General features: G+C 57.8%; 27 protein-coding genes. 20 read left to right on the top strand and 7 right to left on the bottom strand.

Annotation, left to right across the window (positions count from 1 at the left end):
* Nucleotides 1-65 precede the first annotated feature (65 nt).
* Nucleotides 66-1,037, top strand: a complete 972-nt coding sequence (gene pfkA, locus AB5Y67_RS15850; RefSeq protein ID WP_005336840.1) for a 6-phosphofructokinase — start codon at nucleotides 66-68, stop codon at nucleotides 1,035-1,037.
* Between the two features lie 1,621 nt (nucleotides 1,038-2,658).
* On the opposite strand, the gene AB5Y67_RS15845 is transcribed toward pfkA, so the two are convergent.
* Nucleotides 2,659-3,900 (bottom strand): dicarboxylate/amino acid:cation symporter, encoded by a 1,242-nt coding sequence (locus tag AB5Y67_RS15845; RefSeq protein WP_005352303.1) that lies wholly within the window; start codon nucleotides 3,898-3,900, stop codon nucleotides 2,659-2,661.
* A gap of 270 nt (nucleotides 3,901-4,170) precedes the next feature.
* Here AB5Y67_RS15845 and AB5Y67_RS15840 point away from each other — a divergent pair, with 270 nt between their 5' ends.
* The 3 genes from AB5Y67_RS15840 to AB5Y67_RS15830 all read left to right on the top strand — a co-directional run bounded on the left by AB5Y67_RS15840 (nucleotide 4,171) and on the right by AB5Y67_RS15830 (nucleotide 7,639).
* Nucleotides 4,171-4,455, top strand: coding sequence for a pyrimidine/purine nucleoside phosphorylase (locus AB5Y67_RS15840; RefSeq protein WP_005336842.1), 285 nt, complete (start codon nucleotides 4,171-4,173; stop codon nucleotides 4,453-4,455).
* Between the two features lie 152 nt (nucleotides 4,456-4,607).
* Complete coding sequence (locus AB5Y67_RS15835) at nucleotides 4,608-5,993, top strand: L-serine ammonia-lyase (protein ID WP_199415495.1); 1,386 nt, start codon at nucleotides 4,608-4,610, stop codon at nucleotides 5,991-5,993.
* 275 nt (nucleotides 5,994-6,268) lie between these two features.
* Entirely contained in the window at nucleotides 6,269-7,639 is a 1,371-nt protein-coding gene (locus AB5Y67_RS15830; RefSeq protein WP_005336844.1) for an L-serine ammonia-lyase, read from the top strand.
* A gap of 855 nt (nucleotides 7,640-8,494) precedes the next feature.
* On the opposite strand, the gene AB5Y67_RS15825 is transcribed toward AB5Y67_RS15830, so the two are convergent.
* Complete coding sequence (locus AB5Y67_RS15825; RefSeq protein ID WP_005360946.1) at nucleotides 8,495-8,773, bottom strand: YcgL domain-containing protein; 279 nt, start codon at nucleotides 8,771-8,773, stop codon at nucleotides 8,495-8,497.
* A gap of 107 nt (nucleotides 8,774-8,880) precedes the next feature.
* Here AB5Y67_RS15825 and minC point away from each other — a divergent pair, with 107 nt between their 5' ends.
* The 5 genes from minC (at nucleotide 8,881) to mtgA (ending at nucleotide 12,000) form a co-directional block, all read left to right on the top strand.
* Complete coding sequence (gene minC / locus AB5Y67_RS15820) at nucleotides 8,881-9,600, top strand: septum site-determining protein MinC (RefSeq protein ID WP_058056865.1); 720 nt, start codon at nucleotides 8,881-8,883, stop codon at nucleotides 9,598-9,600.
* 18 nt (nucleotides 9,601-9,618) lie between these two features.
* The gene (minD, locus tag AB5Y67_RS15815) at nucleotides 9,619-10,431 is read left to right on the top strand and encodes a septum site-determining protein MinD (RefSeq protein ID WP_005336847.1); all 813 of its coding nucleotides are present in this window, start codon (nucleotides 9,619-9,621) and stop codon (nucleotides 10,429-10,431) included.
* A gap of 2 nt (nucleotides 10,432-10,433) precedes the next feature.
* Nucleotides 10,434-10,700 carry a cell division topological specificity factor MinE gene (gene minE / locus AB5Y67_RS15810; protein ID WP_005336848.1) on the top strand — a complete coding sequence of 89 codons (267 nt, stop codon included), beginning with the start codon at nucleotides 10,434-10,436 and terminating at the stop codon, nucleotides 10,698-10,700.
* 197 nt (nucleotides 10,701-10,897) lie between these two features.
* Nucleotides 10,898-11,224: an HI1450 family dsDNA-mimic protein gene (locus AB5Y67_RS15805; protein ID WP_005352317.1), complete on the top strand. Its 327-nt coding sequence runs from the start codon at nucleotides 10,898-10,900 to the stop codon at nucleotides 11,222-11,224.
* A complete protein-coding gene (mtgA, locus tag AB5Y67_RS15800; protein WP_199428271.1) occupies nucleotides 11,209-12,000 on the top strand; it encodes a monofunctional biosynthetic peptidoglycan transglycosylase in 792 nt (263 codons plus the stop codon). The genes AB5Y67_RS15805 and mtgA overlap by 16 nt, the downstream gene beginning before the upstream one ends.
* Before the next feature lie 3 nt (nucleotides 12,001-12,003).
* Here the strand turns inward: mtgA and AB5Y67_RS15795 are convergent, their stop codons facing one another.
* A complete protein-coding gene (locus tag AB5Y67_RS15795) occupies nucleotides 12,004-12,132 on the bottom strand; it encodes a hypothetical protein (protein WP_265177014.1) in 129 nt (42 codons plus the stop codon).
* Nucleotides 12,133-12,279: 147 nt separating this feature from the next.
* Here AB5Y67_RS15795 and AB5Y67_RS15790 point away from each other — a divergent pair, with 147 nt between their 5' ends.
* Nucleotides 12,280-12,603, top strand: coding sequence for an HI1450 family dsDNA-mimic protein (locus AB5Y67_RS15790; RefSeq protein ID WP_005336851.1), 324 nt, complete (start codon nucleotides 12,280-12,282; stop codon nucleotides 12,601-12,603).
* Nucleotides 12,604-12,658: 55 nt separating this feature from the next.
* Here the strand turns inward: AB5Y67_RS15790 and AB5Y67_RS15785 are convergent, their stop codons facing one another.
* Both AB5Y67_RS15785 and AB5Y67_RS15780 read right to left on the bottom strand, forming a co-directional pair.
* The gene (locus AB5Y67_RS15785; RefSeq protein ID WP_110303768.1) at nucleotides 12,659-12,970 is read right to left on the bottom strand and encodes a DUF1289 domain-containing protein; all 312 of its coding nucleotides are present in this window, start codon (nucleotides 12,968-12,970) and stop codon (nucleotides 12,659-12,661) included.
* 1 nt (nucleotide 12,971) lies between these two features.
* Nucleotides 12,972-13,832: a S1 RNA-binding domain-containing protein gene (locus AB5Y67_RS15780; RefSeq protein WP_005336853.1), complete on the bottom strand. Its 861-nt coding sequence runs from the start codon at nucleotides 13,830-13,832 to the stop codon at nucleotides 12,972-12,974.
* A gap of 231 nt (nucleotides 13,833-14,063) precedes the next feature.
* Between AB5Y67_RS15780 and AB5Y67_RS15775 the strand changes: the two genes are divergently transcribed.
* From AB5Y67_RS15775 to AB5Y67_RS15760, 4 genes are all read left to right on the top strand, one after another.
* Nucleotides 14,064-15,278 (top strand): UPF0149 family protein, encoded by a 1,215-nt coding sequence (locus AB5Y67_RS15775; protein ID WP_199428270.1) that lies wholly within the window; start codon nucleotides 14,064-14,066, stop codon nucleotides 15,276-15,278.
* A gap of 170 nt (nucleotides 15,279-15,448) precedes the next feature.
* Nucleotides 15,449-15,913 carry a MarR family winged helix-turn-helix transcriptional regulator gene (locus AB5Y67_RS15770; protein WP_005336856.1) on the top strand — a complete coding sequence of 155 codons (465 nt, stop codon included), beginning with the start codon at nucleotides 15,449-15,451 and terminating at the stop codon, nucleotides 15,911-15,913.
* Between the two features lie 2 nt (nucleotides 15,914-15,915).
* Complete coding sequence (locus AB5Y67_RS15765) at nucleotides 15,916-16,104, top strand: DUF4250 domain-containing protein (RefSeq protein ID WP_128835647.1); 189 nt, start codon at nucleotides 15,916-15,918, stop codon at nucleotides 16,102-16,104.
* A 163-nt stretch (nucleotides 16,105-16,267) separates the two neighbouring features.
* Nucleotides 16,268-16,447 carry a hypothetical protein gene (locus AB5Y67_RS15760; protein ID WP_075115065.1) on the top strand — a complete coding sequence of 60 codons (180 nt, stop codon included), beginning with the start codon at nucleotides 16,268-16,270 and terminating at the stop codon, nucleotides 16,445-16,447.
* Between the two features lie 184 nt (nucleotides 16,448-16,631).
* Here AB5Y67_RS15760 and AB5Y67_RS15755 read toward each other — a convergent pair whose 3' ends face one another.
* Complete coding sequence (locus AB5Y67_RS15755; protein ID WP_005336864.1) at nucleotides 16,632-17,219, bottom strand: FMN-dependent NADH-azoreductase; 588 nt, start codon at nucleotides 17,217-17,219, stop codon at nucleotides 16,632-16,634.
* A gap of 226 nt (nucleotides 17,220-17,445) precedes the next feature.
* Here AB5Y67_RS15755 and AB5Y67_RS15750 point away from each other — a divergent pair, with 226 nt between their 5' ends.
* The 4 genes from AB5Y67_RS15750 (at nucleotide 17,446) to AB5Y67_RS15735 (ending at nucleotide 20,863) form a co-directional block, all read left to right on the top strand.
* Entirely contained in the window at nucleotides 17,446-18,336 is an 891-nt protein-coding gene (locus AB5Y67_RS15750) for a DMT family transporter (protein ID WP_199428269.1), read from the top strand.
* Between the two features lie 85 nt (nucleotides 18,337-18,421).
* A complete protein-coding gene (purT, locus tag AB5Y67_RS15745; RefSeq protein ID WP_199428268.1) occupies nucleotides 18,422-19,600 on the top strand; it encodes a formate-dependent phosphoribosylglycinamide formyltransferase in 1,179 nt (392 codons plus the stop codon).
* 126 nt (nucleotides 19,601-19,726) lie between these two features.
* Nucleotides 19,727-20,386, top strand: coding sequence for a hexitol phosphatase HxpB (gene hxpB, locus AB5Y67_RS15740; protein ID WP_159143786.1), 660 nt, complete (start codon nucleotides 19,727-19,729; stop codon nucleotides 20,384-20,386).
* A 273-nt stretch (nucleotides 20,387-20,659) separates the two neighbouring features.
* A complete protein-coding gene (locus AB5Y67_RS15735; RefSeq protein WP_005336871.1) occupies nucleotides 20,660-20,863 on the top strand; it encodes a CPXCG motif-containing cysteine-rich protein in 204 nt (67 codons plus the stop codon).
* 174 nt (nucleotides 20,864-21,037) lie between these two features.
* Here AB5Y67_RS15735 and AB5Y67_RS15730 read toward each other — a convergent pair whose 3' ends face one another.
* The gene (locus tag AB5Y67_RS15730; protein WP_199428267.1) at nucleotides 21,038-21,655 is read right to left on the bottom strand and encodes a riboflavin synthase subunit alpha; all 618 of its coding nucleotides are present in this window, start codon (nucleotides 21,653-21,655) and stop codon (nucleotides 21,038-21,040) included.
* A 133-nt stretch (nucleotides 21,656-21,788) separates the two neighbouring features.
* On the opposite strand from AB5Y67_RS15730, the gene AB5Y67_RS15725 reads away from it, so the two are divergent.
* Both AB5Y67_RS15725 and AB5Y67_RS15720 read left to right on the top strand, forming a co-directional pair.
* Complete coding sequence (locus AB5Y67_RS15725) at nucleotides 21,789-21,995, top strand: YaeP family protein (protein ID WP_113739999.1); 207 nt, start codon at nucleotides 21,789-21,791, stop codon at nucleotides 21,993-21,995.
* A gap of 150 nt (nucleotides 21,996-22,145) precedes the next feature.
* Nucleotides 22,146-23,525 (top strand): MATE family efflux transporter, encoded by a 1,380-nt coding sequence (locus tag AB5Y67_RS15720; RefSeq protein WP_167572675.1) that lies wholly within the window; start codon nucleotides 22,146-22,148, stop codon nucleotides 23,523-23,525.
* The last annotated feature ends 54 nt before the right edge of the window (nucleotides 23,526-23,579 follow it).

Raw genomic sequence — 23,579 nt, 5'->3', positions numbered from 1 at the left:
GATATAGTAAAAGTGGCTTGTCTATTTAAACATTCGTATTTGACAACTCAGATCCAGAGGCACTCATGACCAAACAAATCAAACGTATTGGTGTTTTGACCAGTGGTGGCGACGCACCGGGTATGAACGCAGCCATTCGCGCCGTGGTTCGCGCCGGTTTGCATCATGGCCTGGAAGTTTACGGTATTTATGATGGCTACCTCGGTCTTCACCAGGATCGTATCGTCAAGCTGGAGCGTCACAGCGTCTCCGACGTGGTGAACCGTGGTGGTACTTTCCTCGGCTCCGCCCGTTTCCCTGCTTTCAAAGACCCCGCAGTGCGCGCCGAAGCGATCGAAAACCTGAAAAAACACGGTATCGATGCGCTGGTCGTCATCGGTGGTGACGGCTCCTACATGGGTGCCAAGAAGCTGACCGAAGAGGGTTTCCCCTGCATCGGCCTGCCGGGCACCATCGACAACGACATCGCCGGTACCGACTTCACCATCGGCTTTGATACCGCCCTGAACGTGGTGGTTGACGCCATCGACCGCCTGCGCGACACCTGCAGCTCCCACCACCGTATCTCCGTGGTCGAGATCATGGGCCGCCACTGTGGCGATCTGGCCATGTCTGCCGCCGTTGCCGGTGGTGCCGAGTATGTGATCGTGCCGGAAGTCGCCTTCGACAAAGAGAAGCTGCTCAAGCAGATCAAGGAAGGCGAAGCCAAGGGCAAGAAGCACGCCATCATCACCATCTGCGAGCACGTTACCGACGTGAACGCACTGGCCAAGGACATCGAAGCCCTGACCGGTCGTGAAACCCGCGCCACCATCCTGGGCCACATTCAGCGTGGCGGTGCCCCGACTGCCCGTGACCGCATCATGTCCAGCCGTATGGGTGCTTACGCCGTTGAACAACTGCTGGCTGGTCACGGTGGTCGCTGCGTCGGTATCCAGCGCAACGAGCTGGTACACCACGACATTATCGACTGCATCGAAAACATGAAGCGTCCGTTCGATCAGGAGCTTTACAACCTCTCCACCACCCTGTTCTAAGCCACGCGGCTTTTAACCGGTTGTTGATGAAAAAAACCCTCCATCGGAGGGTTTTTTTATATCTCAAGCAAACTGGTGCATCGGCACGCTGTTTGCCCCTCACCATACGGGTTGCCTGATCCCACCCCTTGCGCCATCTGACTGATCACTAGCCTTCCTCTCCTCACAGCAACCGGCTTCAGCCTACGAACAGAGTTCCGGTATTGTCGTGGATCTTTTATCACTGCGAACCGGATTGCGTTGAACTGTGCTCTGTCGACCCTGAAACGAGCTTGTTCAGCCTCCTCGTCATACGCCGCTTTTTATATCTCAATCTTGTAGAAGGAATTCAGATATCTTCCCCAACCATGCTCCGGCGCTGCGCTCGTATTGCACTCACATGACTCACACAGATGCACCGGCTACGCAAATCGCTACTCGCGCCCAGCCCAGCCCAGCCCAGCCCAGCCCAGCCCAGCCAGAGAATACGCCTCTGGCCTATTGCGCACCTCACTCTTGCTGCGGCCATGTCTATTCCGAGGCCAACGGGGAAATTGGCGGTGATAAAACAGCCAGCTGCTACTCTGTATCCCCCCGATGTACGGCTCTCATCCCTATGAACCCAGTGTATTGCTGTAAAAATGCGGAGGCTCTGGACTGATAAAGTGATGGTGTGACAAGGGTTGGCAACCAGATTGTCTCCATAGGCTTCTTTTGGATGGGCTATCTACGTCAGGAATCGTCAAATCATTGCCTTGCGCACTTTTTATGGCCTCAATGACACTATTACGAGGGTGAAAACTTATAAAATGCCATTTGAGCTCCATACAAAACCCTTCACCAAACCAACCAACAGCTCACCAACTAATTGAATTTAAATGAAATAACCATAAAAACAGAATCTTGAATGCCTGACATGCCATAGCAGGTGATAAAATCAGCTCAATATGACAAAAATAGCCATCTCAACCAACCACGCACATAAAGCAGCCATTTTATCAACTTACACCTTGTTTTACCCCCTTGTTATGGTATCTTGACTACATCAACCAACAACTTAGGGAGAGAAAAATGAAAGAGTTTGTCGTTACTGCCGTTTTCACGGTGTTTTTCACCCTGGTTGCTGTCTCTCTGCCCTCACTGTCACAGTTCTGAGCCGGATAGAGAGGCATCAATCCGGACCGACCCTCTTTGCCATGTCTGTTTAATCGCCACCAACTGGCGCTTTTCAGCAATAATGCCGAGATGGTCAACATAGATATGATTTCATCACGTTGACGCTGTTTCTTTCGCCACAAGGGTGTAACCAGGATGGTTTAGCCATATGGCCTGATGGAGTAGAATCAGCAGCAGATCATATCCGAGGGGAGCGAGGCTCCCCTTTTTGTTACCCGTCGTTTGACAATCCCCTACCCCGGCATCTACAACAGGCTGGTTGACGCCATACGGCCCATGCCCACAACTGATGTTTTCCCTCCCGTGCTCTCCATTCAACACTGCTACATCCGTCAGCAATCTCTTGTGCACACCTTTGCTCTGATACTTGTCCGGCAGATATAAAAAAGCCCCCGCCATCATGGCAGGGGCTCGCGTTACGCAGTGTCAGCTAAAGGCTGTTATATCTCAGCCCAGCCCAAAGCAGTTATGCCTTGTTCCAACGCTGTGGGTCATATTCCGGGCTGAAGCGGTCAACAATGACAGCACAGGCCGCATCGCCGGTGATATTGAGGGAGGTGCGGATCATGTCGAACAGCCGATCCAGCGCGAACAGCAGCGGCAACCCTTCGATGGGGATCCCGGCCGCCAGCAGCACGGCAACCACCAGGAAGCTTGGGCCCGGCACACCGGCCTGACCGATCGCCCCCAGAGTGGAGGTCACAATGATGGCCGCCCAGGCACCGACGCTCAGATCGATGTTGTAAACCTGCGCGAAGAAGATGGCGACCAGGCCGTAATAGATGGCGTTGCCGCTCATGTTGATGGTGGCCCCCAGCGGCAACACGAAGGAAGCGGTCGCGTTAGTCACTTTCAGATCATGCTCGCAGGTCTCCATATTGACCGGCAGGGTTGCCATGGAAGAGGCGGTGGAGAAGGCCACGATCTGCGGCTTCTTCATGGCAGAGAGGTACTTCATTACCGGCGTATTGGAGAACATCATCACCAGCAGCGGATAGACCACAAAGCCGAAGATGAGGATGGCAGCCACATAGACCACGAACAGCTTGAGTACCAGGGTCAGCACATCGAAGCCATAGGTACCGATGGCTTCCGCCATCAGACCGAACACCCCGAGCGGCGCGATGATCATCACCTTGTTGATCATCCAAACGAAGGCATCCACCAGGGTATTGAGCCCATCGACCAGTGGCTTGGCCCGCTCGCGCGGCTGTTTGGCCAGCGCAATGCCGAGGAACATGCAGAACACCAGGATCTGCAGGATGTTCGCTTCGTTGAGGGAGTTGAAGACGTTGGTGGGGATCATGCCAAGCAAGGTGGCGACTGCATCCGGCAACGCCCCTTTATCGGCGTAGTCACCGCCAAACATGGAGGCAACGGAAGCGAAATCAACCCCGACACCCGGTTTGAAGATCTGCCCCATCACCAGCGCTAGCAACACGGCCAACGCTGAGGTCACGAGGAAGAAGGCCAGCGTAGCCGCACCGATCTTGCCCGCCGCCGGGCTGGCGCCCAGATTGGCGGCGCCGGAGAGGATGGCAACCGCCACCAGCGGGATCACCAGCATCTTGATCAGCTGGATAAACAGGGTACCGAGCGGTGCAAACACGGTGGCTTGTTCACCCATGAACGCGCCGACCACTGCGCCCAGTACCATGGCGACCACAACCTGGAAGCCGATGTTTTTAATGAGTCCTTTAGTTAACACAATATGTTCCTTTATGTAGCAAAATTCACACTTTTCCCAGTGCAATTAACCAAACAGGGGAATGAGCGGCTGCCCATTCCCCTGTTTGCGCGTGTTATCTCACATTTAATTGCTGTTTTAAATCAGCAAATCATTAACCTTGGCTATTAATAAGTTTGCGAAAAAGTGAAGATTCAAAGCGGTCTCGACGATTTTTACCTCATCCCCCATGACAACTGGCAAAAGATTGTGCTAGTTTGGCTGCACAAACGTACACACAGGGATGTAAAGATGCTGAAAGTTAACGAGTATTTCGACGGAAATGTAAAATCCATCGGTTTCGAACAAAAAGGCGAGAAATCAACCGTCGGGGTGATGAACGCCGGTGACTACCTGTTCAACACCGCCGCCCCCGAACGGATGACAGTGATCAAGGGCGCCCTCACCATCCAGCTGGCTGATGAAGATGAGTGGCACACCTACAGCCAGGGTGAATCCTTCCTGGTGGCCGGTCACTCTTCCTTCAAACTGGAAGTGAAAACCCCCACTGCCTATCTGTGCGAATTTCTCGACTGATCAGGCCGGTTGAAGGGGATCAGCCCCTTCAACTTTCTTGGTCCCCCCGGCCCCATTATCTGTGTCCATGTCACAGCACCGCACATCCCCGCTTCCTATCCATGGCAAAAATCCTAGAATAAACAGACATAAACCATCACCGGATTGATGTCATGATCAGCGTGTTTGACCTGTTTTCCATCGGAATTGGCCCCTCCTCTTCCCATACCGTCGGCCCCATGCGTGCCTCCTATGCCTTTGTGCAGCAGCTCAAACTGCAAGGCCATCTGCCGCAGGTCACGCGGGTCGAAGTGGAGTGTTACGGCTCGCTGGGCCAGACCGGCAAAGGGCACGGCACCGGCAAAGCGATCATTCTGGGGTTATCGGGCTTTGAACCGGAATCGGTCGATATCGATGCGATTCCCGCCATTCTGGCTCGAGTGGAAAAGGAACAGAACCTGCCGCTGGCAGGCGAACAACCAAGCCATTTTCCCCGCACCGGTGCCATCATCTTCAACCGCCGAAAAACCCTGCCGGCCCACACCAATGGCATGACTCTGCGGGCCTTTGATAAAGAGGAAAACCTGCGCTTCAGCCAGACCTACTACTCCATCGGGGGCGGCTTCATCATTGAAGAGAGCCACTTTGCCACCGCCAAAGAAGAGGCCGCCAAGTCTGATGCCGAGCACCCTGTCCCCTACCCGTTCGACAGCGGCGCCCAACTGCTGGCCCACTGTCAGGAGAGCGGCCTCTCCATCTCTGGGCTGATCCTGGCCAATGAGCGGGTATTTCACAGCGATGAGCAGATAAAAGCTGGGCTACGCAAGATCTGGCAGGCGATGCAGGGCTGCGTCGAGCGAGGCTGCAAAAGCGAAGGGGTGCTGCCGGGCGGCCTCAAGGTTCGGCGCCGCGCCCCGGGGCTGTTCCGCCAGCTCAGTTGCGAGACCAACTTCAACAAGGATCCGCTGATGGTGATGGAGTGGGTCGATCTCTTTGCGCTGGCGGTCAACGAAGAGAACGCCGCCGGTGGCCGGGTGGTCACCGCCCCCACCAATGGCGCTGCGGGCATCATCCCCGCCGTGCTGCACTACTACGATCGCTTCGTGCACAAGGTGGATGACGAGACGCTGATCCGCTACTTCCTCACCGCGGCTGCCATCGGCATCTTATATAAGAAGAACGCCTCCCTCTCCGGGGCCGAAGTGGGCTGTCAGGGTGAAGTGGGAGTCGCCTGTTCCATGGCGGCTGGCGCGCTGACCGAACTGCTGGGTGGCAGCCCGGCCATGGTGGAGAACGCCGCCGAAATAGGCATGGAGCACAATCTCGGCCTCACCTGCGATCCTATAGGCGGACTGGTGCAGGTGCCCTGCATCGAGCGCAACGCCATGGGGGCGGTCAAGGCGATCAATGCCGCCCGCCTCGCCCTGCGCGGCACCGGTGAGCACAAGGTGTCACTGGACAAGGTGATCAAGACCATGTGGGAGACCGGCAACGATATGAAGACCAAATACAAGGAGACGGCCCGTGGCGGCCTCGCCGTTAACATTACCGAATGTTAAAAAACGGCAAATGACTCCATTTGGTTCCGAAATGCCCGGCATCGCCGGGTATTTTTATGGGCAAACGCTTAACAAAATGGATAAGCACAAAAATAAATTTTATACTCGCGCCTCAGATTCAACAAAAATAGATCTATTTCAACTTTTTTTAGGTCTGGAACCGTTACACTACGGTTATCTGGTTCTGTGACCTGCGCTGACAAGCGCGCTCCATGGATCTCCCAAATTTCTGTGAGTGGGCATGCCGCCCCCTTCTACCCTGAGGTAATAGTGACATGATCAGCGTTTTTGATATCTTCAAAATCGGTGTAGGCCCCTCTTCTTCCCACACTGTTGGCCCGATGAAAGCGGCCAAACAGTTTGTTGACGAGCTGCGCGCGGGCGGCAAGATCCGCGATGTAACCCGGATCAATGTCGATGTCTACGGCTCCCTCTCCTGGACTGGCAAAGGCCACCATACCGACACTGCCATCATCATGGGCCTGGCTGGCAACCTGCCGGAAAATGTTGATATCGATGCCATCCCCGAGTTTATCTCCCGTGTTGAGCAGACCGAGCGCCTGCCGATCGGCCTGCACTGCCACACCGTCAGCTTCCCGCGCGACGCCATGGTATTCCACGACGAAGCCCTGCCGCTGCACGAAAACGGCATGAAGCTGACTGCCCTGATCGAAGATGAAGTGGTTTACAGCAAGACCTACTACTCCATCGGTGGTGGCTTTATCGTTGACGAAGAGAACTTCGGCAAGGCTGACAGCGGCGACATGTCCGTACGCTATCCGTTCAAGAGCGCCGCTGAGCTGGTTGCCCATTGCAGCCAGACCGGTCTCTCCATCTCTGCCCTGATGATGGAAAACGAGAAGTGCTTCAACACTCCGGAAGAGATCTACAAGAAGTTCGGCAAGATCTGGAACACCATGCGTGAAGGTATCGAGCGCGGCTGCCGTACCGAAGGTGTTCTCTCCGGCCCGCTGCGCGTACCCCGTCGTGCCGCACCGCTCTACCGTCAGCTCAACACCAACGAGAACCTCTCGAGCGACCCGATGAACATCGTTGACTGGGTCAACATGTTCGCTCTGGCCGTGAGTGAAGAGAACGCTGCCGGTGGCCGAGTGGTCACTGCCCCGACCAACGGCGCTGCCGGTATCATCCCGGCCGTACTGGCTTACTACGACAAGTTCATCCAGCCGGTTGGCCGCGACGAGTACACCCGCTTCTATCTGGCTGCCGGTGCCGTCGGCATCCTCTACAAGATGAACGCCTCCATCTCCGGCGCCGAAGTGGGCTGTCAGGGTGAAGTGGGTGTCTCCTGCTCCATGGCCGCTGCCGGTCTGACCGAGCTGATGGGCGGTAGCCCGGAGCACGTCTGCGAAGCTGCCGAGATCGGCATGGAGCACAACCTGGGTCTGACCTGTGATCCGGTTGCCGGTCAGGTACAGGTGCCTTGCATCGAGCGTAACGCCATCGCAGCCATGAAGGCTGTCAACGCCTCCCGTATGGCCCTGCGTCGTACCTCCAAGCCGCGCGTCTCCCTGGACAAGGTGATCGAGACCATGTACATCACCGGCAAGGACATGGACTCCAAGTACCGTGAAACCTCCCGTGGCGGTCTGGCCATCAAGGTGATGCAGGTTGCCTGCGAATAAATAGGGGTTGCGACCCTCATCTGAACAAAGGCGGGATATCCCGCCTTTTTTACTGCCCAGATGGGATGCCGGGCACTTAAACCGGCATACCGACCATTTCACTGTAGGGCGTCGCTGATATGTCCCTGCTACGCCACTGCGATGCTGATTGCTTTTTCTAAATACCTCTCCAATTACATACCTTGATTAACTCGTCTCAATGGATTGGAAGCGACGTTCTACCCTGCCAGTAACCTTTACCCGCTATCTTGCCCCTGTCACGGTTTCACAACTAATCGATATCGAGATGGCCCCTAAGCTCAATCCCCTCCACTTTGGGCATACCCTTGTTTGGCAAGACGCGGTTACCACTCCCCCTGCGGATTATCACGCCGCCACATTGATTTCCACCTATGTGGCACTTTCGTGATCAGGGCAAACAATCAAGCACACAAACAGGGGGTTAGCTCATCATTTTGGCCACAGCGCATCGCGCAAACTGGTTTTAGCACAATTATCATCGCCCTCTTTACGCGCCCTTTGATGGACAAATCATCACGCAGTGGAGGCCAAAAAAGCGCCCAAGGAAGAGGCTGAAAATAATCGATGAATGAGCCAATAGCCGTTGAAATGGAGGATATGAGTACGCGCCACTCGCTATTTTTGTGAGCGCCAGCAAAGGTTGAAGATATGGTGTTGGGGGCAGATTGACTTTCTATTTAAACAGCGAAAAGTGAATATCACCAAAGGGAGGGTTTAATTTGGCCAGATCCTGTCACGGGATTATCGCAAGCTACCTCTCCGGAGCCGGAATGCGTCATGCAGAGTCACAAAGAATTAGCCCCGCTGGGCAGAACGCACCACGGGGCTGGATATTCAGGATGGTTTTTTCAGGCTGGCCTTGTGCTGCTCCAGCAAATTCTCAGGGGGCGGCGGCACCTGCAGGTAGAACCCCTGGTTGGTCAGCGCGGCCATCACCTTGCCGACATCAGCCAGACCCAAGGGCTTGGCCGGATCCAGCTTGGTCATCAGCACCAGCTCGGGACGCCCGAATGCGCTCAGCAATGGCTCGGGAACGCGGGAGAAATCCTCTCTTTTTTCAACAAAAAGGTAGGTCTCGGCTTTTTTGCGACTTTTATAGACTGCACACAACATGGAAATTGATATAATCCGACGAGTTTATTGCCTCTGATGGGGGCAAACTATAACATCAGGAATTGAATAACAATAACGGATTAGCATCTCTGCCTCGGGGAAGATTCATGGTTGAGCGCGATAACGAATTGAAAGGGACCACCTTCACTATTTCTGTGTTGCATATCAGCGATGGCGAGCCTGAGCGGATACGTCAGTTGTTGGCCGAAAAAGTGGCCCAGGCACCCTACTTTTTTAATTGTGCGCCGCTGGTGATCAATGTTTCCCGACTGGAACATATTCCCGATTTCGAACAGCTCAAGGAGCTGGTGGAGTCCGAAGAGTTTGTGCTGGTCGGCATCACGGGGGCGCGCAGTGAAGAGATGAAGACAGCCGCCAAGGCGGTGGGACTGGCAGTGATGGCCTCGGGCAAGAGTCGCAAGAGCGAACCGGAACCCGAGCCTGCCCCCGCGCCAGCCGCGCCTGTGGTGGTTCCCGAGCCCGAACCCGCCCCCTTGATCCCGAGCAAGGTACATGTGGGACCGGTTCGTTCCGGCCAGCAGATTTACGCCGCCGGCACCTCGCTGGTGGTGCTGGGGTCCGTCAGTCCGGGAGCCGAAGTGCTCGCCGATGACAGCATTCATATTTATGGCACCCTGCGTGGCAGAGCCATTGCCGGTGCCCGGGGAAACACCCAGGCCCGGATCTATTGCCAGCAATTACAGGCCGAGCTGCTCTCCATCGCGGGCACATTCCAGCTGAGCGATGCATTGCCGGCAGGCCTGATCCAGCAACCGGTACACGTCCGGCTGGACAATGAACAACTCCGAATAGACCGTATCAAATAGAGTTACAAGGAAGCGAGAATGGCGCGAATCATAGTCGTTACATCGGGTAAAGGTGGCGTTGGCAAGACCACAACCAGTGCGGCCCTGAGCACCGGCTTAGCCCAGCGTGGTCACAAGACAGTGGTCATTGACTTTGACATCGGTCTGAGAAACCTGGATCTCATCATGGGCTGCGAGCGGCGCGTGGTGTATGACTTCGTCAACGTCATCAATGGGGAAGCAAACCTCAATCAGGCGCTGATCAAGGACAAACGCTCGGAAAATCTGTTTATCCTGCCCGCCTCCCAGACCCGAGACAAAGATGCCCTCACCCGTGAGGGGGTCGAGAAGATCCTGGATCAACTGGCAGAAATGAAGTTCGATTACATCGTCTGCGACTCCCCGGCGGGGATCGAGGCAGGCGCGCTGATGGCACTCTATTTTGCCGATGAAGCGATCGTCACCACCAACCCGGAAGTCTCTTCCGTGCGTGACTCCGACCGCATCCTTGGCATCCTGGCCTCCAAGTCCCGCCGCGCCGAGCGTGGCGAAGACCCCATCAAGGAGCACCTGCTGCTGACCCGCTACTGCCCGACCCGCGTCAACCGCGGCGACATGCTGAGCGTGCAGGATGTGCAGGAGATCCTGGCCATCCCGTTGCTCGGGGTGATCCCGGAGTCCCAGGCGGTGTTGCGCGCCTCCAACTCCGGCGAACCGGTCATTCTGGACAAGGAGTCCGATGCCGGTCAGGCCTACGAAGATGCGGTGTCCCGCCTGCTGGGCGATGCCAAGGAATTTCGTTTTCTGGAAGAAGAGAAGAAGGGCTTCTTTAGCCGACTGTTCGGGAGTTAAACATGTCATTATTGGATTATTTTCGTTCCAACAAGAAACAGAACACCGCACAACTGGCCAAAGAGCGGTTGCAGATCATTGTTGCTCACGAGCGTTCATCCAGAGGGGGGCCGGATTACCTGCCCCAGCTCAAACAGGACATCCTCGATGTGATCCGCAAATACGTCAACATTGATCCGGAGAAGATAACCGTCCAACTGGATCAGAAGAGTGATGAGCTGTCGGTACTGGAGCTCAACATCACCTTCGCCGATGACAAGAAGGGATGAGCTGACGCCCTATGCGTGACCCCTTCCCCCAATGAAGACCGGATCCTGTCACTGGATCCGGTTTTTTATTGGCACAAAAACAGGCCACAGCGGCTCGCCTCATCTCGCCAAGGGGTCTGCCGACCGCTAGAATAGCGCCGCCCCGCAGGCAGTGATCTGCGCTGGCACCTTTTTCTCTTTTCTGGAACAGACCGCTTATGTCTATGAATGACGAAATGCACAGCGTCGAGGAACTGCTCGATACCGCCCTCGAACTCTTTATGGAGCTGGCCTCTGACAACCTGCCGGAGCAGGAGATCGCCCGCTTCAATCAGGAGTTCAACGATCGCGGCCTGCTGGCCGAAACCGACCCGGCCGATGACTGGGAAGCGGACGTGGGTTTTGCGGTGAGCGATACCGACTATGCCGAGATCTGGGTAGGCCTTGGCAATGAAGAACAAGAGTATGAGCACTTGTTTGCCCGTATGCTGCTCTCCCGCCGTGTTGACGAGAAGTTTTGCCACATCGAATGGTTGCCCCAATAATTCCGGATCCCGATGATCCCAGCCACTATCAGTGGGAGTCTGACCCTGACTCTGTGGCCCCTGAGCGTCCATCTGCATCCCTTGGGCGCCGGGTGTTGAGGTGGGCAGGCAAGATCGCGCTGGCCGGGCTGCTCTGCTCGGTTGGCTCGGTCGCCTTACTCCGTTTTATCGATCCGCCGATGTGGAGCTGGCGTATCGAGCGGGCCCTCTTTCCGCCCGCCAAGATCACCCAGGTGCGCCATGAATGGGTAGATCTGGAGTCCATCTCCAAAGAGCTGCAACTGGCGGTGATCGCAGCCGAGGATCAGCGCTTTGCCGATCACAACGGCTTTGACATGGATGCCATCAACGCCGCGCTCAAGCACAACCAGCACAGCGAACGGGTGCGCGGTGCCAGCACCCTCAGCCAGCAGACCGCCAAGAACCTCTTTATGTGGAGTGATCGCAGCTTCCTGCGCAAGGGGCTGGAGGCCTGGTTTACCCTGCTGATGGAGCTGGGTTGGGACAAGGCCCGTATTCTCGAGGTCTATCTCAATATCGTGGAGTTCGGCCCCGGCATCTATGGCGCCGAAGCAGCTGCCCGCACCTACTTTGGCAAACCGGCCAGCCGCTTGACCCGCTACGAGTCATCCCTGCTGGCCGCCGCCCTGCCCAATCCGTGGCGCTATCGGGTCAAGCCCCCGTCACCCTATGTGCAGAAGCGTTCGGTCTGGATCCGCCGCCAGATGGGGCAACTGGGCCAGATCACCCTCAATCGGGTGCATCAGGCCGACTGATCCTCAGGGCTCATCGGGTTTCTCCGGTGGGCCCAGATGGCCGCCCACCGTCTCGTGGTGGAGTGGCAGATAGTGCCACCACCAGGCCTCGCGCCGTCGCTTGATCTGTTGCCGCCGTCCCCGCTGCTTCATCCCCTTACTCCCTGCCAGATGATCCGCGCCTTAACCATACTCCCCCAACGGCAACTTGGACAGGCCAGCCACGCCCGGCGTACTGGTCTGGCCGCCACAGCCAATAATTGTTACAGTAGCGAACCTCGATGTATCTGGAGTGATTTCATGGAACAGCGTACCCCGGATCAGCTGGTCGAATGGGCCTATGATCAGTTTCTTGAGCAGGCCGCCGATATGCTGGCCCCCGAACAAATAGTCGACATCACCCTGGAGTTTGAGCAGCGTGGCGCCGTGGAGGCAACCCTGCCCAATGCCGACTGGTCGACCGAGCTGGGTGAGCCGGTCGATATGGAGCGCTGGGTCGAAGTGTGGGTCGGTTTGCTGGATCATCAGGATGAGTTTGAGGTGATCTTCGCCACCTTCCTGCTGCCCCGTCTGCTGACCGAAGATCAAGTGCATGTGCGCTGGCATCGCCAGCAGCAGGCATAAAAAAGGCGCCATCGGCGCCTTTCTTGTTTCTGTGCACTCTTATTGCTGTTCTCTGCTAATCCTGCGCCGCGATGGCCTTGGCCAGACAGCGGCGGCACCAGCAAGCGCTGGCCTCCTGCATCGGCATTGCCGGCAACTGGCTGCACCAGCACTGGGCGATGGTCTGACCGGCAGAGACGGCGCAATAGGCCGGTTCGCCACAACCCGGACAGCGGTGGGTGCTTTTCGAGCCATTCAGCTCGGCCATCACCGCCAGCTGGGCCTTGCTATCCATCGCCGACCAGTGGCCGATCTCGGTCAGGGTGCGGCCACAACCAAGGCAAAGCCCATCTTTCGCCTTGCAGAGGCCAACACAGGGACTCGGCATCTTATTCGCTATCCACTGCCGAGTCGGTCTCTGTGGCCACCAGAGTGATGGCGTTATCTTCGATGACAATCTTGCCCTGCTTGTAGAGGCCGCCGATCGCCTTCTTGAAGGTGCCCTTGCTCATGCTGAACAGCTTGTAGATGAGCTCGGGTTCGCTCTTGTCACCCACCGCCAGACTGCCGCCCTGCTTTTTCATCCGGCTCAGAATGCGCTCACCAGCGTCATCAACCCGCGCCAGACCCGGCTTTTGCAGGGTCAGATCGAGCTTGCCATCTTCGCGCACCTGCTTGACCCAGGCGGTTTGCGGCCGACCGGTCATCACCCGGCCAAACACTTCGTTCTTGAACAGCATGCCGGGATACTGACCGTTGACGATCACCTTGATGCCAAGGGGCGAGTGCTCTCCCGGCAGCGCGGTCACTTCGTCACCGACCTTGAAGTTGCTGCCGGCCGGGGTCAGGAAACGCTCGATGCGGCTGGTGCCGACCATGCGCCCTTCGTTATCCAGTTGCAGACGCACCAGATAAACGTGGCCCACCTGCATCGGCTTGTTCTGCTCGCGGCTCGGCACAAACAGATCCTTTTTCATGCCCCAGTCGAGGAAAGCACCAATCTTGTTGGCATTGACCACTTTCAGACCGGCAAATTCGTCCACCATGGCAAATGGCTTGTCGGTGGTGATCACCGGCTCGCAATCGGCATCTAGATAGAGGAAGACCTGCACGCTATCCCCCTCTTTCACCCCTTCCGGCAGTTGACGTTTGGGCAGCAGCAGTTCACCGTACTCATCGGCCGCAAGCCAGGCGCCACGATCTTCGAGTTCAACAACGGTGAGGGTGTTCATCTTGCCAATCTGTATCATGGTGCTCTCTTTTTTCATTACCCGGATGGGCCAACTGAACATGGCCCCTATGGGCGCGCATGTTACCTCAAGAGCGGTGATCCGGCCTAGTCCCCAAGCCACCACTGGCCGCTCTTTCGCCCTTATCTTATCCGCCAATGGTGATTAAATCGCCAAACAGGCGGCCATTTGCTGCAAATAACCCCACTTTTAGGTAGACTTCGCGGCTGTTCAAATCCAGAGGAACTGTCGATGAACCCATCCACTCGTACCCGCCATCTTAATCAATGGATCCAGAGCCACAGCGATCAGGACATGACCTACCCGGCCCTGCACGGTTTTCTCTGTGCTCGTCTGGTGGGGCCGGAAAGCCCTGACTGGCAACGCCCGCTGGCTGGTCTGCTGGAACAGGATGCCGAGTTGGATGAAAAAAGCGCAGAAGCCCTCAACCACCTGATCGCCGAGCTGGAATCCCAAGCCGACGACGCTCAGCTGGCCCTGCCCAGCCAGTGCCGCCTGCCCAGCGATAACCCCGAGCAGGTGTTCGAACAGAGCCACCCCCTCGGTCAATGGTGTTATGGCTTCAGCATGGGTTTTGCCACCTGGCCCAAGCCGAAGGATTTGAACGACCCAACCACCCAGTACCGCTTCAGTCTGGCCGCCGAGCTGAGCCTGTTTCGCGACAAGCAGATGGCCCAGATGCTCTATAGCGCCGCCGCCAGTGAACTCCCCTTTGTCGAGTTCTGCAAACGCCAGCGCCAGAACATGAAAACCGCCCTCAACCAGCTGCTCAACCTCGACCAGTATCAGGCCGCCCCCAGCGCTGATGTGGCCCTCAATGGCGAGCAGGCCCAACAGTGGCAGACCTGGTTCGAGCGGGCCGACAGCTGCCGCGATCATCAGGCCCGCCTCGGCTGGTTCGAGAAGATCATCGCTGATGCCACTCCGCTCTTTGACGACGCCTTCTGGCAGCAAATCGCCGGTCACGGCTGGAGTGCCCCCGAGCTGCGTCCTCTGCTGGCCGCCAGAGCCGGCCGCGCCGACTGCCTGCTGCGCCTTGGCAAACTGGGCGAGGCCAAAGCGGAGTATCTGGCGCTGCTTACAATCTGCATGGCCGATGAGCTGGGTTGCCGCTACAACCTCTCCACCCTCTATGCACTGCAAGGGGATTGGCAGGCGTTGGCCGCCCTGCTGGTGCGCTTCGATGAAGCCTCCAGCTGGTTGCTCTATAACAAGGCGCTGATGGTCTTTGCTACCGAGGGTGCCGAGGCAGCCAAGCCCCATCTGCTGGTCGCCATCGAGGCCAACCCGCACATTCCGGCCTGCCTGCTGGGTCAGCGCAAGCTGCCCAAACAGGAGCCACAAAGCTGGCAAGCGGGCAGCCGCGACGAGGCCGCGCTCTACGCCATCCACACACGCGAGGCCTGGCTCAAGCAAAACGCCCTCATCTGGTTGCGTAAAGGCTGAACAGCGTTGGCTTAAAATCCCGTCGGTCAGACCCGGTTTTTCCTTGAGGGCGTGCGCCACCGCACATTTCATCGCAACCGGGTCAGACAAATCAGCTTGAGTTTCGTATCATCAATGTCAAAGTATCAAAAGAAACTGCATCTGATGCAGCCGTCACAGCAGGGTGTAATATGTCAAAAATCATAGCGTTACTCGCTCACTACCCGCCCTATCAGTTGGTACATGCCGCCGAGATGCTACGGGATACCTTCGAACAGTTTTATGAACAGCGCTACCAGCTGACCGTGCCGCAGTGGCGCCTGATGATGGTGCTCGGCCCCAATTACCCCATCAGCCAGAAAGAGCTGGTCGAGGCGAGCGGCATGGACAAGGTGCGCATCTCCCGCGAGATCCGCCGTCTGGTCGAAAAAGGGATCATCTTTACCGAGAGCAGCGAGCAGGATAAACGCATCAGCCTGGTCTCCCTCACCAATGCCGGGCTCGCCCTCTTCCTGCAACTCAAGAGCGAAGCGGGCAGCTGGCAACATACCCTGACCGACTATCTGCCAAGCGAATCCCGCGAGGCGATCCGTCAGCATCTGCACAGCGTCAGCGCCGCCATCGAGCAGCTGCAATCACTGGATCGGGAGAAATAATCATGGATTTGAAAAAGTTCGCCACCATGGACATCAACATGCTGCTGAGCGTCGTCAATATGCAGCTGCGTGATCACTATGACGATCTGGATGATCTCTGCAAAGCGCAGGATATCGATCAGGCTGCACTGGAAGCGCGGCTCGCCAGCGGCGATTTTCACTACCAGCCAGCGCAGAAACAGTTCAGATAAAGAGAGCTAGCGGGATCGGGATCACAGCGCCAGTGATGGCGCTGGCTCTGCGGTAAAAACCTGATATGGTCTGAAGAGCCCCAACAGGGTGATGCACGGATACATCACCCTGTCACAAGAGGGCATTAAAATCGTTTCAGGTGAGCAAACCAAGGATGACCCCATGATATTGATGACCCGACAGAGCCTGTTGATCACGCTCTGTACCCTGTTGATGATCAGCCTCTTCACGCCCCACATGCCGCAAAGTACCGAACAGTGGCTGACCACCCTCTTGCTTGGCCTGCTGGTCGCGGTGGCATTGCTGCTGGTGCGTGGTTGTCGCCGCTTTATGATGGAGTAGTGACTCTGTCAGAACGTCTATACCGACCACTTGCCGCGATACTCTCTGTAGCAGCAACGTCTGTCGCAATCATATCTAACCAAAAAACAAACGCAGCCTGATGGCTGCGTTCTTGTATCTCGCAGGGCAACCCCTTGAAGAGATAACCCCTGACGGGATAGAGAGCCCTTATAGAAGAGAGCCCTTAGATAGCCAGAGCCTCAAGCTGCGCTTTGGCCGCTTCCATCCCCTTGCTCTGGGCATCCGGGCCCATACCCATCCCCTCGGCGTAGATGAAATCCACCTCTTTGATACCGATGAAACCGAGCACGGTACGCATGTAGGGAGTGACCAGATCGGTGGCGCTGCCGACGTGCATGCCGCCGCGGGGGCTGATCACCAGCGCACGAGTATTTTCAACCATACCCACCGGACCGGTCTCGGTGTAGCGGAAGGTGACGCCAGCGCGAGCCACCAGATCGATCCAGTTTTTCAGCTGGGTCGGGATGTTGAAGTTGTACATGGGGGCCGCAATCACCACCAAGTCGCTCGCCTTGAGTTCGGCGATCAGCTCGTCAGACTGGGCGATCACCGCCAGTTGACGTTCATTGAGATTGTCACCACCGCGCAGGCCGGAGGCCAGCTCGCCATCCAGCACCGGCAGGTTGAGGGCTGCCAGATCACGCACGGTGACGACATCATCCTGATGGTCAGCCAGGAAGCCGTCGATCAGGGCGTTGGATTGGGAATATTGACCCAGGATGCTGGATTTGAGTACGAGAATATTGGCCATGGTGAAACTCCATTTGGTTGTCGGTTGAACAGCGTTGCTGTCGATGGAGGTCACTCTAAACATTGTGCTTATTTGCTGATAGCGAAAATAGATGCTCAACTTGTTCAAATTTTTTGATGCAAGGCCACTTCCTCGCCAGCCAACCCTGCGGCCGCGCTTCAACCCTTGGCAGAACAAACGATTGCCGTTATGATCCGCCGCACTTTTTTCCAGCGACCCGGATCCCATGATACCCTCGCGCAGGCACTCTCCTTTGGCCGGTGCAGTCTGGATGATGGTGGCAGGACTCTGCTTCGCCGCCGTCAACAGCCTGAGCCAGTATGTCAGCTTCAAGCTTGGCCTCCCATCGACCCAGGTCGCTTTCCATCAATACCTGATCGCCCTGATCTGCCTGCTGCCCTGGCTGGTTCGTCATGGCTTGCGCCAATCCCTGATGACCAATCAGTTCCGGCTGCACCTGTTGCGCGTATTGCTGGCGGTAGTCGGCATCCAACTCTGGCTCTGGGCACTGGCGTACCCCGTCCCCATCTGGCAGGGGATCGCCCTGCTGATGACCTCACCGCTGTTTGCCACCCTGGGCTCCGCCCTGCTGCTCAAGGAGCAGGTGAGCCGCACCCGCATTCTGGCCACCCTGGCGGGCTTTGCCGGCGCCATGCTGATCCTCGCCCCCTGGACTGACGAATTCAACTGGGCCTCCCTGCTGCCGGTGGCGGCGGCGCTGTTCTGGGCAGGTTACTCCCTGATGGTGCGCTATCAGGCAGCCAACGAATCATCCCACACCATTGTGGTCTACCTGCTTATTTTCAGTACCCCGTTCAACGTCATGCTGGCACTGCCGGAGTGGCAGTGGCCGAGCGAGAGCCAATGGCTGCTGGTAGCCGCTTCCGGCGTGCTGACGGCACTGGCCCAGATGTCCATTGCTCGCGCTTACAGCGTGGCAGAGGCCTCCTTCGTGCAGCCTTTCGATTTTGCCAAGCTGCCGATGAACGTGCTGGCGGGCTGGCTGGTGTTTGGCTGGGCGCCCCCCGGCCGTCTGTGGCTTGGCGCCGCCATCATCATTGGCGCCATTACCTTGCTGACCCATCTGGAGCAGCGCGCTCACAAACCCGTTTCCTGAGGTACGCCATGCGTGCCTCTTTTTTTGTCCGCTATTTGTGTAATAGCGATCATCAATAATGACCATCGACATCAGGAGAGATCGTATGTTTGGAACCGCAACCCGCCCCGGCGCCACCCGTGCCCTGCTGCTGGGCTCCGGCGAACTTGGCAAGGAGGTCGCCATCGAGTTGCAACGCTTCGGGATCGAAGTGATCGCCGCCGACCGCTACCCCAATGCCCCCGCCATGCAGGTGGCGCACGCTGCCCACGTGCTGGACATGCTCGATGGCAACGCCCTGCGTGCCCTGGTTGCCGAGATCAAACCCGACCTCATCATCCCCGAGATCGAGGCCATCGCCACCGATACCCTGGCTGCCCTTGAGCAAGAAGGGGTCAAGGTAGTGCCCAACGCCCGCGCTACCCAGCTCACCATGAACCGGGAAGGGATCCGCCGCCTCGCCGCCGAGACGCTGGGTCTGCCCACCTCCCCCTACCGCTTTGCCCAGAGCAAGGAGGAGTTTGTCGCCGCAGTTGAAGCCATCGGCCTGCCCTGCGTGGTGAAACCTGTGATGAGTTCGTCCGGCAAGGGACAGAGCGTGCTGCGCGATCTCGCCAAGCTGGATGAGAGCTGGACCTACGCCCAGGAGGGTGGCCGCGCCGGTCGTGGCAAGGTGATCGTCGAGGGCTTCGTTCCCTTCGAGTACGAAATCACCCTGCTTACGGTACGCGCCGTCGATGGCATTCACTTCTGCGATCCTATCGGCCACCGGCAGGAAGATGGCGACTACCGCGAATCCTGGCAGCCGCAGGTGATGAGCGAGCTGGCGCTGGCCCGCTCCAAAGAGGTAGCGGCCAAGGTGGTCGAGGCCCTCGGTGGTTACGGCCTGTTCGGAGTCGAGCTCTTTATAAAAGGCGATGAAGTGTGGTTCAGCGAAGTCTCGCCGCGTCCCCACGATACCGGCATGGTGACCCTGATCTCGCAAGACCTCTCCGAGTTCGCCCTGCATGTGCGCGCCATTCTGGGGCTGCCGGTCGGCACCATCACCCAGTACGGGCCGAGCGCCTCCGCCGTGGTACTGCGCGAAGGGCACAGCCAGAATATCTGCTATCAGGGGATTGGTGAGGCGCTTGCCAAGGTGCCGGGCGCCCAGCTGCGACTGTTTGGCAAGCCGGAGATCGCCGGTCGCCGCCGTCTTGGCGTGGCGCTGGCCCGCGCAGCGGATTGCCAGGATGCGGTGGAAAAAGCCAAAGCCGTGGCCGCCAAGGTCGAAGTACTGTTCTAAGGGCTTTTTTGCCACAGCAAAACAAACGTTTGCTGATGTGATCGGGCGCAAGGGGCATGGCAATGCCCCTTTTGCATTTCCCCGTCAGGCTTATAATCCCCTCTTCAAATTTGTCAGGAGTACAAGATGTTAGCTGCCGTGATCTTCGATATGGATGGTGTTCTGATCGACTCGGAACCCTTTTGGCAACGGGCCCAAATCGCCGTTTTCTCCGAACTGGGTCACCCCCACACCGTCGAGGATTGTGAGTCGACCATCGGCGTGCGCATCGATCAGCTGGTTGCCCACTGGTATCGCCTGCGCCCGTGGAGCGGCCCGAGCCAGGAAGAGGTGGTACAGCGCATTCTGGATCGGGTCAACGCCCTGATCCTCTCCGAAGGTCAGGCCAAAGCCGGTGTGCTGGAGGCGCTCGACCTTATCGAAGCCCGCGGCCTGAAAGTGGGTCTGGCCACCTCTTCCCCCTTTGCGATGGTAGAAGCGGTGCTCGGCAAACTCGGCATTCGCGACCGCTTTATGGCGGTGCACTCCGCAGAGGTGGAGCGTTTCGGCAAACCGCACCCGGATGTCTATATCCACGCCGCCGAGAAACTGGGGGTAGAGCCGGTTCATTGTCTGGCCATCGAAGACAGCTTTACCGGCCTGCTGGCGGCCAAGGCGGCCTCCATGACCGCGCTGATCGTGCCGGATCCCGCTTTAGTGGGTGATCCACGTTTGGCCATCGCCAACTACCAGCTCGGCTCGCTGGCCGAGCTGAATGCCGACATGTTGGCCAGCTGGGTCAAGTAGCGCCTATCGGCGCCTTGCTGCGCTCGCGTTCTCATATCCGCAGGGGGCTCCAGCCCCCTGTTATTACCAGACAAAACCGTTGGTAATTCCCCTCTTTTCACCCGTCATTCACAACCAGATTGTTCCTTTCGCACACGACCACTCCAGCCGGTTTCACCTTGCCATCCCTCAGGCTTGATCTCTGTCATAAACGTGCGTTTGCTCGCGGTTAACCCCCTGCAGCCCGACTAGAATCAGGGTAGATAGGCGGCCCCAGGGCCCGAGGAGGTTATCATGATCGAGTACACCAGCAAGCGCATCGTCTGCCCTCACTGTGGCCACCATACCCGGGTCGAGCTGGATGCCAGCCAGGGTGATCAGGAGTTTTACGAAGATTGCATGGCCTGTTGCAATCCGATCCACCTGCGGCTTCACCGCGACGAAGCCCGCGACTGCTTGCAGCTGTTTGTGGATGCGGATGACGAGCAACTGTTTTGATTGCGAGTCACAAAAGGCCGAGCAGCTGTTTTGCCTGCAAGTCGCAAAGAGCTGAGCAGATGTTGTGACTGCGAGCCATAGAAAGTTGAGTGGATATTTTCACCATGTAAATAACAAGGGCCTGCACACTGCAGGCCCTTGCTTATGAGGCGATTGAAACCGAGCCGTTTCCTTTCAGTGACCCCCGCGCGCCGCCAGTACCCGCTCCACCGTATCGACGATGGCCTGGGTCTGGGGATCGATCTCGATATTGGTCGGCCAGCCGGCGCGCACCCAACCCAGGTTGGTGCGGGCCAGGGTCTCGGGGATCAGATGAACGCAAAACTCCCGCTCGCGCACCTCACCTATGGTCAGACTGATGCCGTCGATGCCGATGTACCCCTTGGTCAGCACATATTTCATCAGCTCGGGAGCGAGGCGATACCACACCTGACGGTTGTTAGGTGTATCGATCACCGAGGTGACCTCTGCCATGCCGATGATATGGCCAGACATGGCATGACCGCCGATCTCGTCACCAAAGCGGGCAGCCCGCTCCACATTGACCTTGTCCCCCACCTTTAACAGGCCGAGGTTGGTGAGACGCAGGGTCTCCTGCATCAGATCGAAGCTGACCAGATCCCCCTCGACCCGGGTGACGGTCAAGCAGCAGCCGTTGTGGGCGACCGAGGCGCCGAGGACCAGCCCTTCTCCCCATGCCGGGCTTGGCATGCGGATCACATGGGTACGGAAGTTGGGTTGCTCCTCGATGGCCACCAGTTCGGCGGTCCCCTGCACTATGCCAGTGAACATCTCTCGTCTCCTGCTACGGCAAAAAGGGCAGGTTAACCTCGGGCAGAGGGTGAGACAAGGGTACAGGCTGACAAGCTTGCGCCCGATCGCTATAGTGACGCCGTTCACATCCGGGTAAACAAGGAAAAAAGAAATGCAGGTATATCAATGTTGTGAAGCGATCCGTATCGCCTATAACCAGATTGGATCCGGTGAGCAGGGCTATGTGCCGAAGGCCATCGCCGCCACCATCCGCGCCCTCAACGCGGTCGCCGCTGATGAGCGAGTACCCGCCGAACTGCGCGAACAAGCTGCCTATGCTGCCGCCAACCTGCTGATCAGCGATCACGAAGACGCCTGATCCTGCCCCTTGGGGTGGCAACTATTTCGTCCTGGCTGAATTTCAGGCTAGAATGCCTCCCCCACCCTTTGCACTTTCGTCCGAAAGTGCAAAGGCTCTTCCCGATTTCCGCTCTTTTTTTACTCTTATCTGATCCACTCGGAGGTGTCAGTGCAACGTTATTGGTCCGAGGCGAAGCAGCTCGTCCGTCTAGCCAGCCCCATACTGGTCGCCCAGGTCGCCCAGGTCGCCATGAACTTCGTCGATACCGTGATGGCGGGTCAGGTGAGTGCGGTCGATCTTGCCGCCGTGTCGGTGGCCTCCAGCTTCTGGCTACCGGTGATCCTGCTGGTGCAGGGGATCATCATGGCGCTCACCCCCATCGTCTCCCAGCTCAATGGCGCCCGTAAACGGGAGGCAATTCGCCCGGCCGTCCATCAGGGCTTCTGGCTGGCACTGATCGTCACCCCGCTGGCGATGATTGCGCTCTATTACAGCCCGCTGGCGCTGCAGTTCATGGATGTGGAGCCGGTGATGGCGGCCAAAACCACCGGCTACCTGCACGCCATCCTGTGGGGTCTGCCCGCCTTCGTGATGTTCCAGGTGCTGCGCAACTTCAGTGAGGGTCTCTCCCACACCATGCCCACCATGGTAATCGGCTTTGTCGGGCTGGCGGTCAATATCCCCGCCAACTACATCTTCATTCACGGTCACTTCGGCATGCCAAAGCTCGGCGGTGTCGGCTGTGGCGTGGCTACCGCCATCGTGCTGTGGGCCATGCTGCTGGCGATGATCCTCTACGTGAAGCTCTCCTCTCATTTCAAGGAGATCAACCTCTTCTCCCGACTCGCACGCCCCAACGGCAGCCGGATCTGGCGCCTGTTCCGCTTGGGCTTCCCCATCGCCATGGCCATCTTCTGCGAGGTGACCCTGTTTACCGTGGTGGCCCTGATGCTGGCCCCCTTCGGCGCCGAGACGGTGGCGAGCCACCAGATTGCGCTGAACTTCTCCAGCCTGGTCTTTATGCTGCCCCTCTCCATCGGGGTGGGTGTGACCATCCGGGTCGGTCACAGCATCGGTGAAGGGCAGCCCCATCATGCCCGGGTGGCTGCTCGCACCGGCTTGATGCTGGGGATGGCCATCGCCGCTGCCACTGCAGCCATGACGGTACTGCTGCGCGAGCAGATCGCCTCCATCTATACCGATGATCAGCAGGTGATCGTCCTGGCGGCCATTTTGCTGTTCTTCGCCGCCATCTATCAGATCTCCGACTCGGTGCAGGTGGTCGCGGCCGCCGCACTACGCGGTTACAAGGATACCCAGGCGATCTTCTACGTCACCATCGTCGCCTACTGGGGACTGGGGCTGCCCACCGGCATGATCCTGGGTCTGACCGACTGGCTGGTGCCGCGGATGGGGCCGCAGGGTTTCTGGATCGGCTTTATCGTCGGCCTCACCAGCGCGGCCCTGATGCTGGGGGCGAGATTGCGCTACATCTATGGCCGTTTTGCCACTCCGGAAGCCTGCACTACCCTGTCGCGATCTCAGTAACAGGGCTTGGCGAGCGACAACTCGCCTGCAAAATCAACAGGCTGCGCAAGAACT

It is taken from the genome of Aeromonas sp. s12 (genome assembly GCF_040907925.1).
GTDB classification, from domain to species: Bacteria; Pseudomonadota; Gammaproteobacteria; order Enterobacterales; family Aeromonadaceae; genus Aeromonas; species Aeromonas veronii.
Note: the sequence above shows the minus strand (reverse complement) of the source record. Positions and strands in the feature narration are given on the sequence as shown.

Coding starts and splice junctions, on each gene's coding strand:
- hxpB (WP_159143786.1), top strand. CDS start 19,727: ATGTTAGCTGCCGTGATCTTCGATATGGATGGTGTTCTGATCGACTCG.
- mtgA (WP_199428271.1), top strand. CDS start 11,209: ATGGTTGCCCCAATAATTCCGGATCCCGATGATCCCAGCCACTATCAG.
- minD (WP_005336847.1), top strand. CDS start 9,619: ATGGCGCGAATCATAGTCGTTACATCGGGTAAAGGTGGCGTTGGCAAG.
- AB5Y67_RS15770 (WP_005336856.1), top strand. CDS start 15,449: ATGTCAAAAATCATAGCGTTACTCGCTCACTACCCGCCCTATCAGTTG.
- AB5Y67_RS15830 (WP_005336844.1), top strand. CDS start 6,269: ATGATCAGCGTTTTTGATATCTTCAAAATCGGTGTAGGCCCCTCTTCT.
- AB5Y67_RS15730 (WP_199428267.1), bottom strand. CDS start 21,655: ATGTTCACTGGCATAGTGCAGGGGACCGCCGAACTGGTGGCCATCGAG.
- AB5Y67_RS15780 (WP_005336853.1), bottom strand. CDS start 13,832: ATGATACAGATTGGCAAGATGAACACCCTCACCGTTGTTGAACTCGAA.
- AB5Y67_RS15805 (WP_005352317.1), top strand. CDS start 10,898: ATGTCTATGAATGACGAAATGCACAGCGTCGAGGAACTGCTCGATACC.
- minE (WP_005336848.1), top strand. CDS start 10,434: ATGTCATTATTGGATTATTTTCGTTCCAACAAGAAACAGAACACCGCA.
- AB5Y67_RS15735 (WP_005336871.1), top strand. CDS start 20,660: ATGATCGAGTACACCAGCAAGCGCATCGTCTGCCCTCACTGTGGCCAC.
- AB5Y67_RS15825 (WP_005360946.1), bottom strand. CDS start 8,773: ATGTTGTGTGCAGTCTATAAAAGTCGCAAAAAAGCCGAGACCTACCTT.
- AB5Y67_RS15785 (WP_110303768.1), bottom strand. CDS start 12,970: ATGCCGAGTCCCTGTGTTGGCCTCTGCAAGGCGAAAGATGGGCTTTGC.
- AB5Y67_RS15840 (WP_005336842.1), top strand. CDS start 4,171: ATGCTGAAAGTTAACGAGTATTTCGACGGAAATGTAAAATCCATCGGT.
- AB5Y67_RS15790 (WP_005336851.1), top strand. CDS start 12,280: ATGGAACAGCGTACCCCGGATCAGCTGGTCGAATGGGCCTATGATCAG.
- AB5Y67_RS15755 (WP_005336864.1), bottom strand. CDS start 17,219: ATGGCCAATATTCTCGTACTCAAATCCAGCATCCTGGGTCAATATTCC.
- AB5Y67_RS15725 (WP_113739999.1), top strand. CDS start 21,789: ATGCAGGTATATCAATGTTGTGAAGCGATCCGTATCGCCTATAACCAG.
- AB5Y67_RS15775 (WP_199428270.1), top strand. CDS start 14,064: ATGAACCCATCCACTCGTACCCGCCATCTTAATCAATGGATCCAGAGC.
- AB5Y67_RS15835 (WP_199415495.1), top strand. CDS start 4,608: ATGATCAGCGTGTTTGACCTGTTTTCCATCGGAATTGGCCCCTCCTCT.
- pfkA (WP_005336840.1), top strand. CDS start 66: ATGACCAAACAAATCAAACGTATTGGTGTTTTGACCAGTGGTGGCGAC.
- AB5Y67_RS15750 (WP_199428269.1), top strand. CDS start 17,446: ATGATACCCTCGCGCAGGCACTCTCCTTTGGCCGGTGCAGTCTGGATG.
- AB5Y67_RS15765 (WP_128835647.1), top strand. CDS start 15,916: ATGGATTTGAAAAAGTTCGCCACCATGGACATCAACATGCTGCTGAGC.
- purT (WP_199428268.1), top strand. CDS start 18,422: ATGTTTGGAACCGCAACCCGCCCCGGCGCCACCCGTGCCCTGCTGCTG.
- AB5Y67_RS15760 (WP_075115065.1), top strand. CDS start 16,268: ATGATATTGATGACCCGACAGAGCCTGTTGATCACGCTCTGTACCCTG.
- minC (WP_058056865.1), top strand. CDS start 8,881: ATGGTTGAGCGCGATAACGAATTGAAAGGGACCACCTTCACTATTTCT.
- AB5Y67_RS15795 (WP_265177014.1), bottom strand. CDS start 12,132: ATGAAGCAGCGGGGACGGCGGCAACAGATCAAGCGACGGCGCGAGGCC.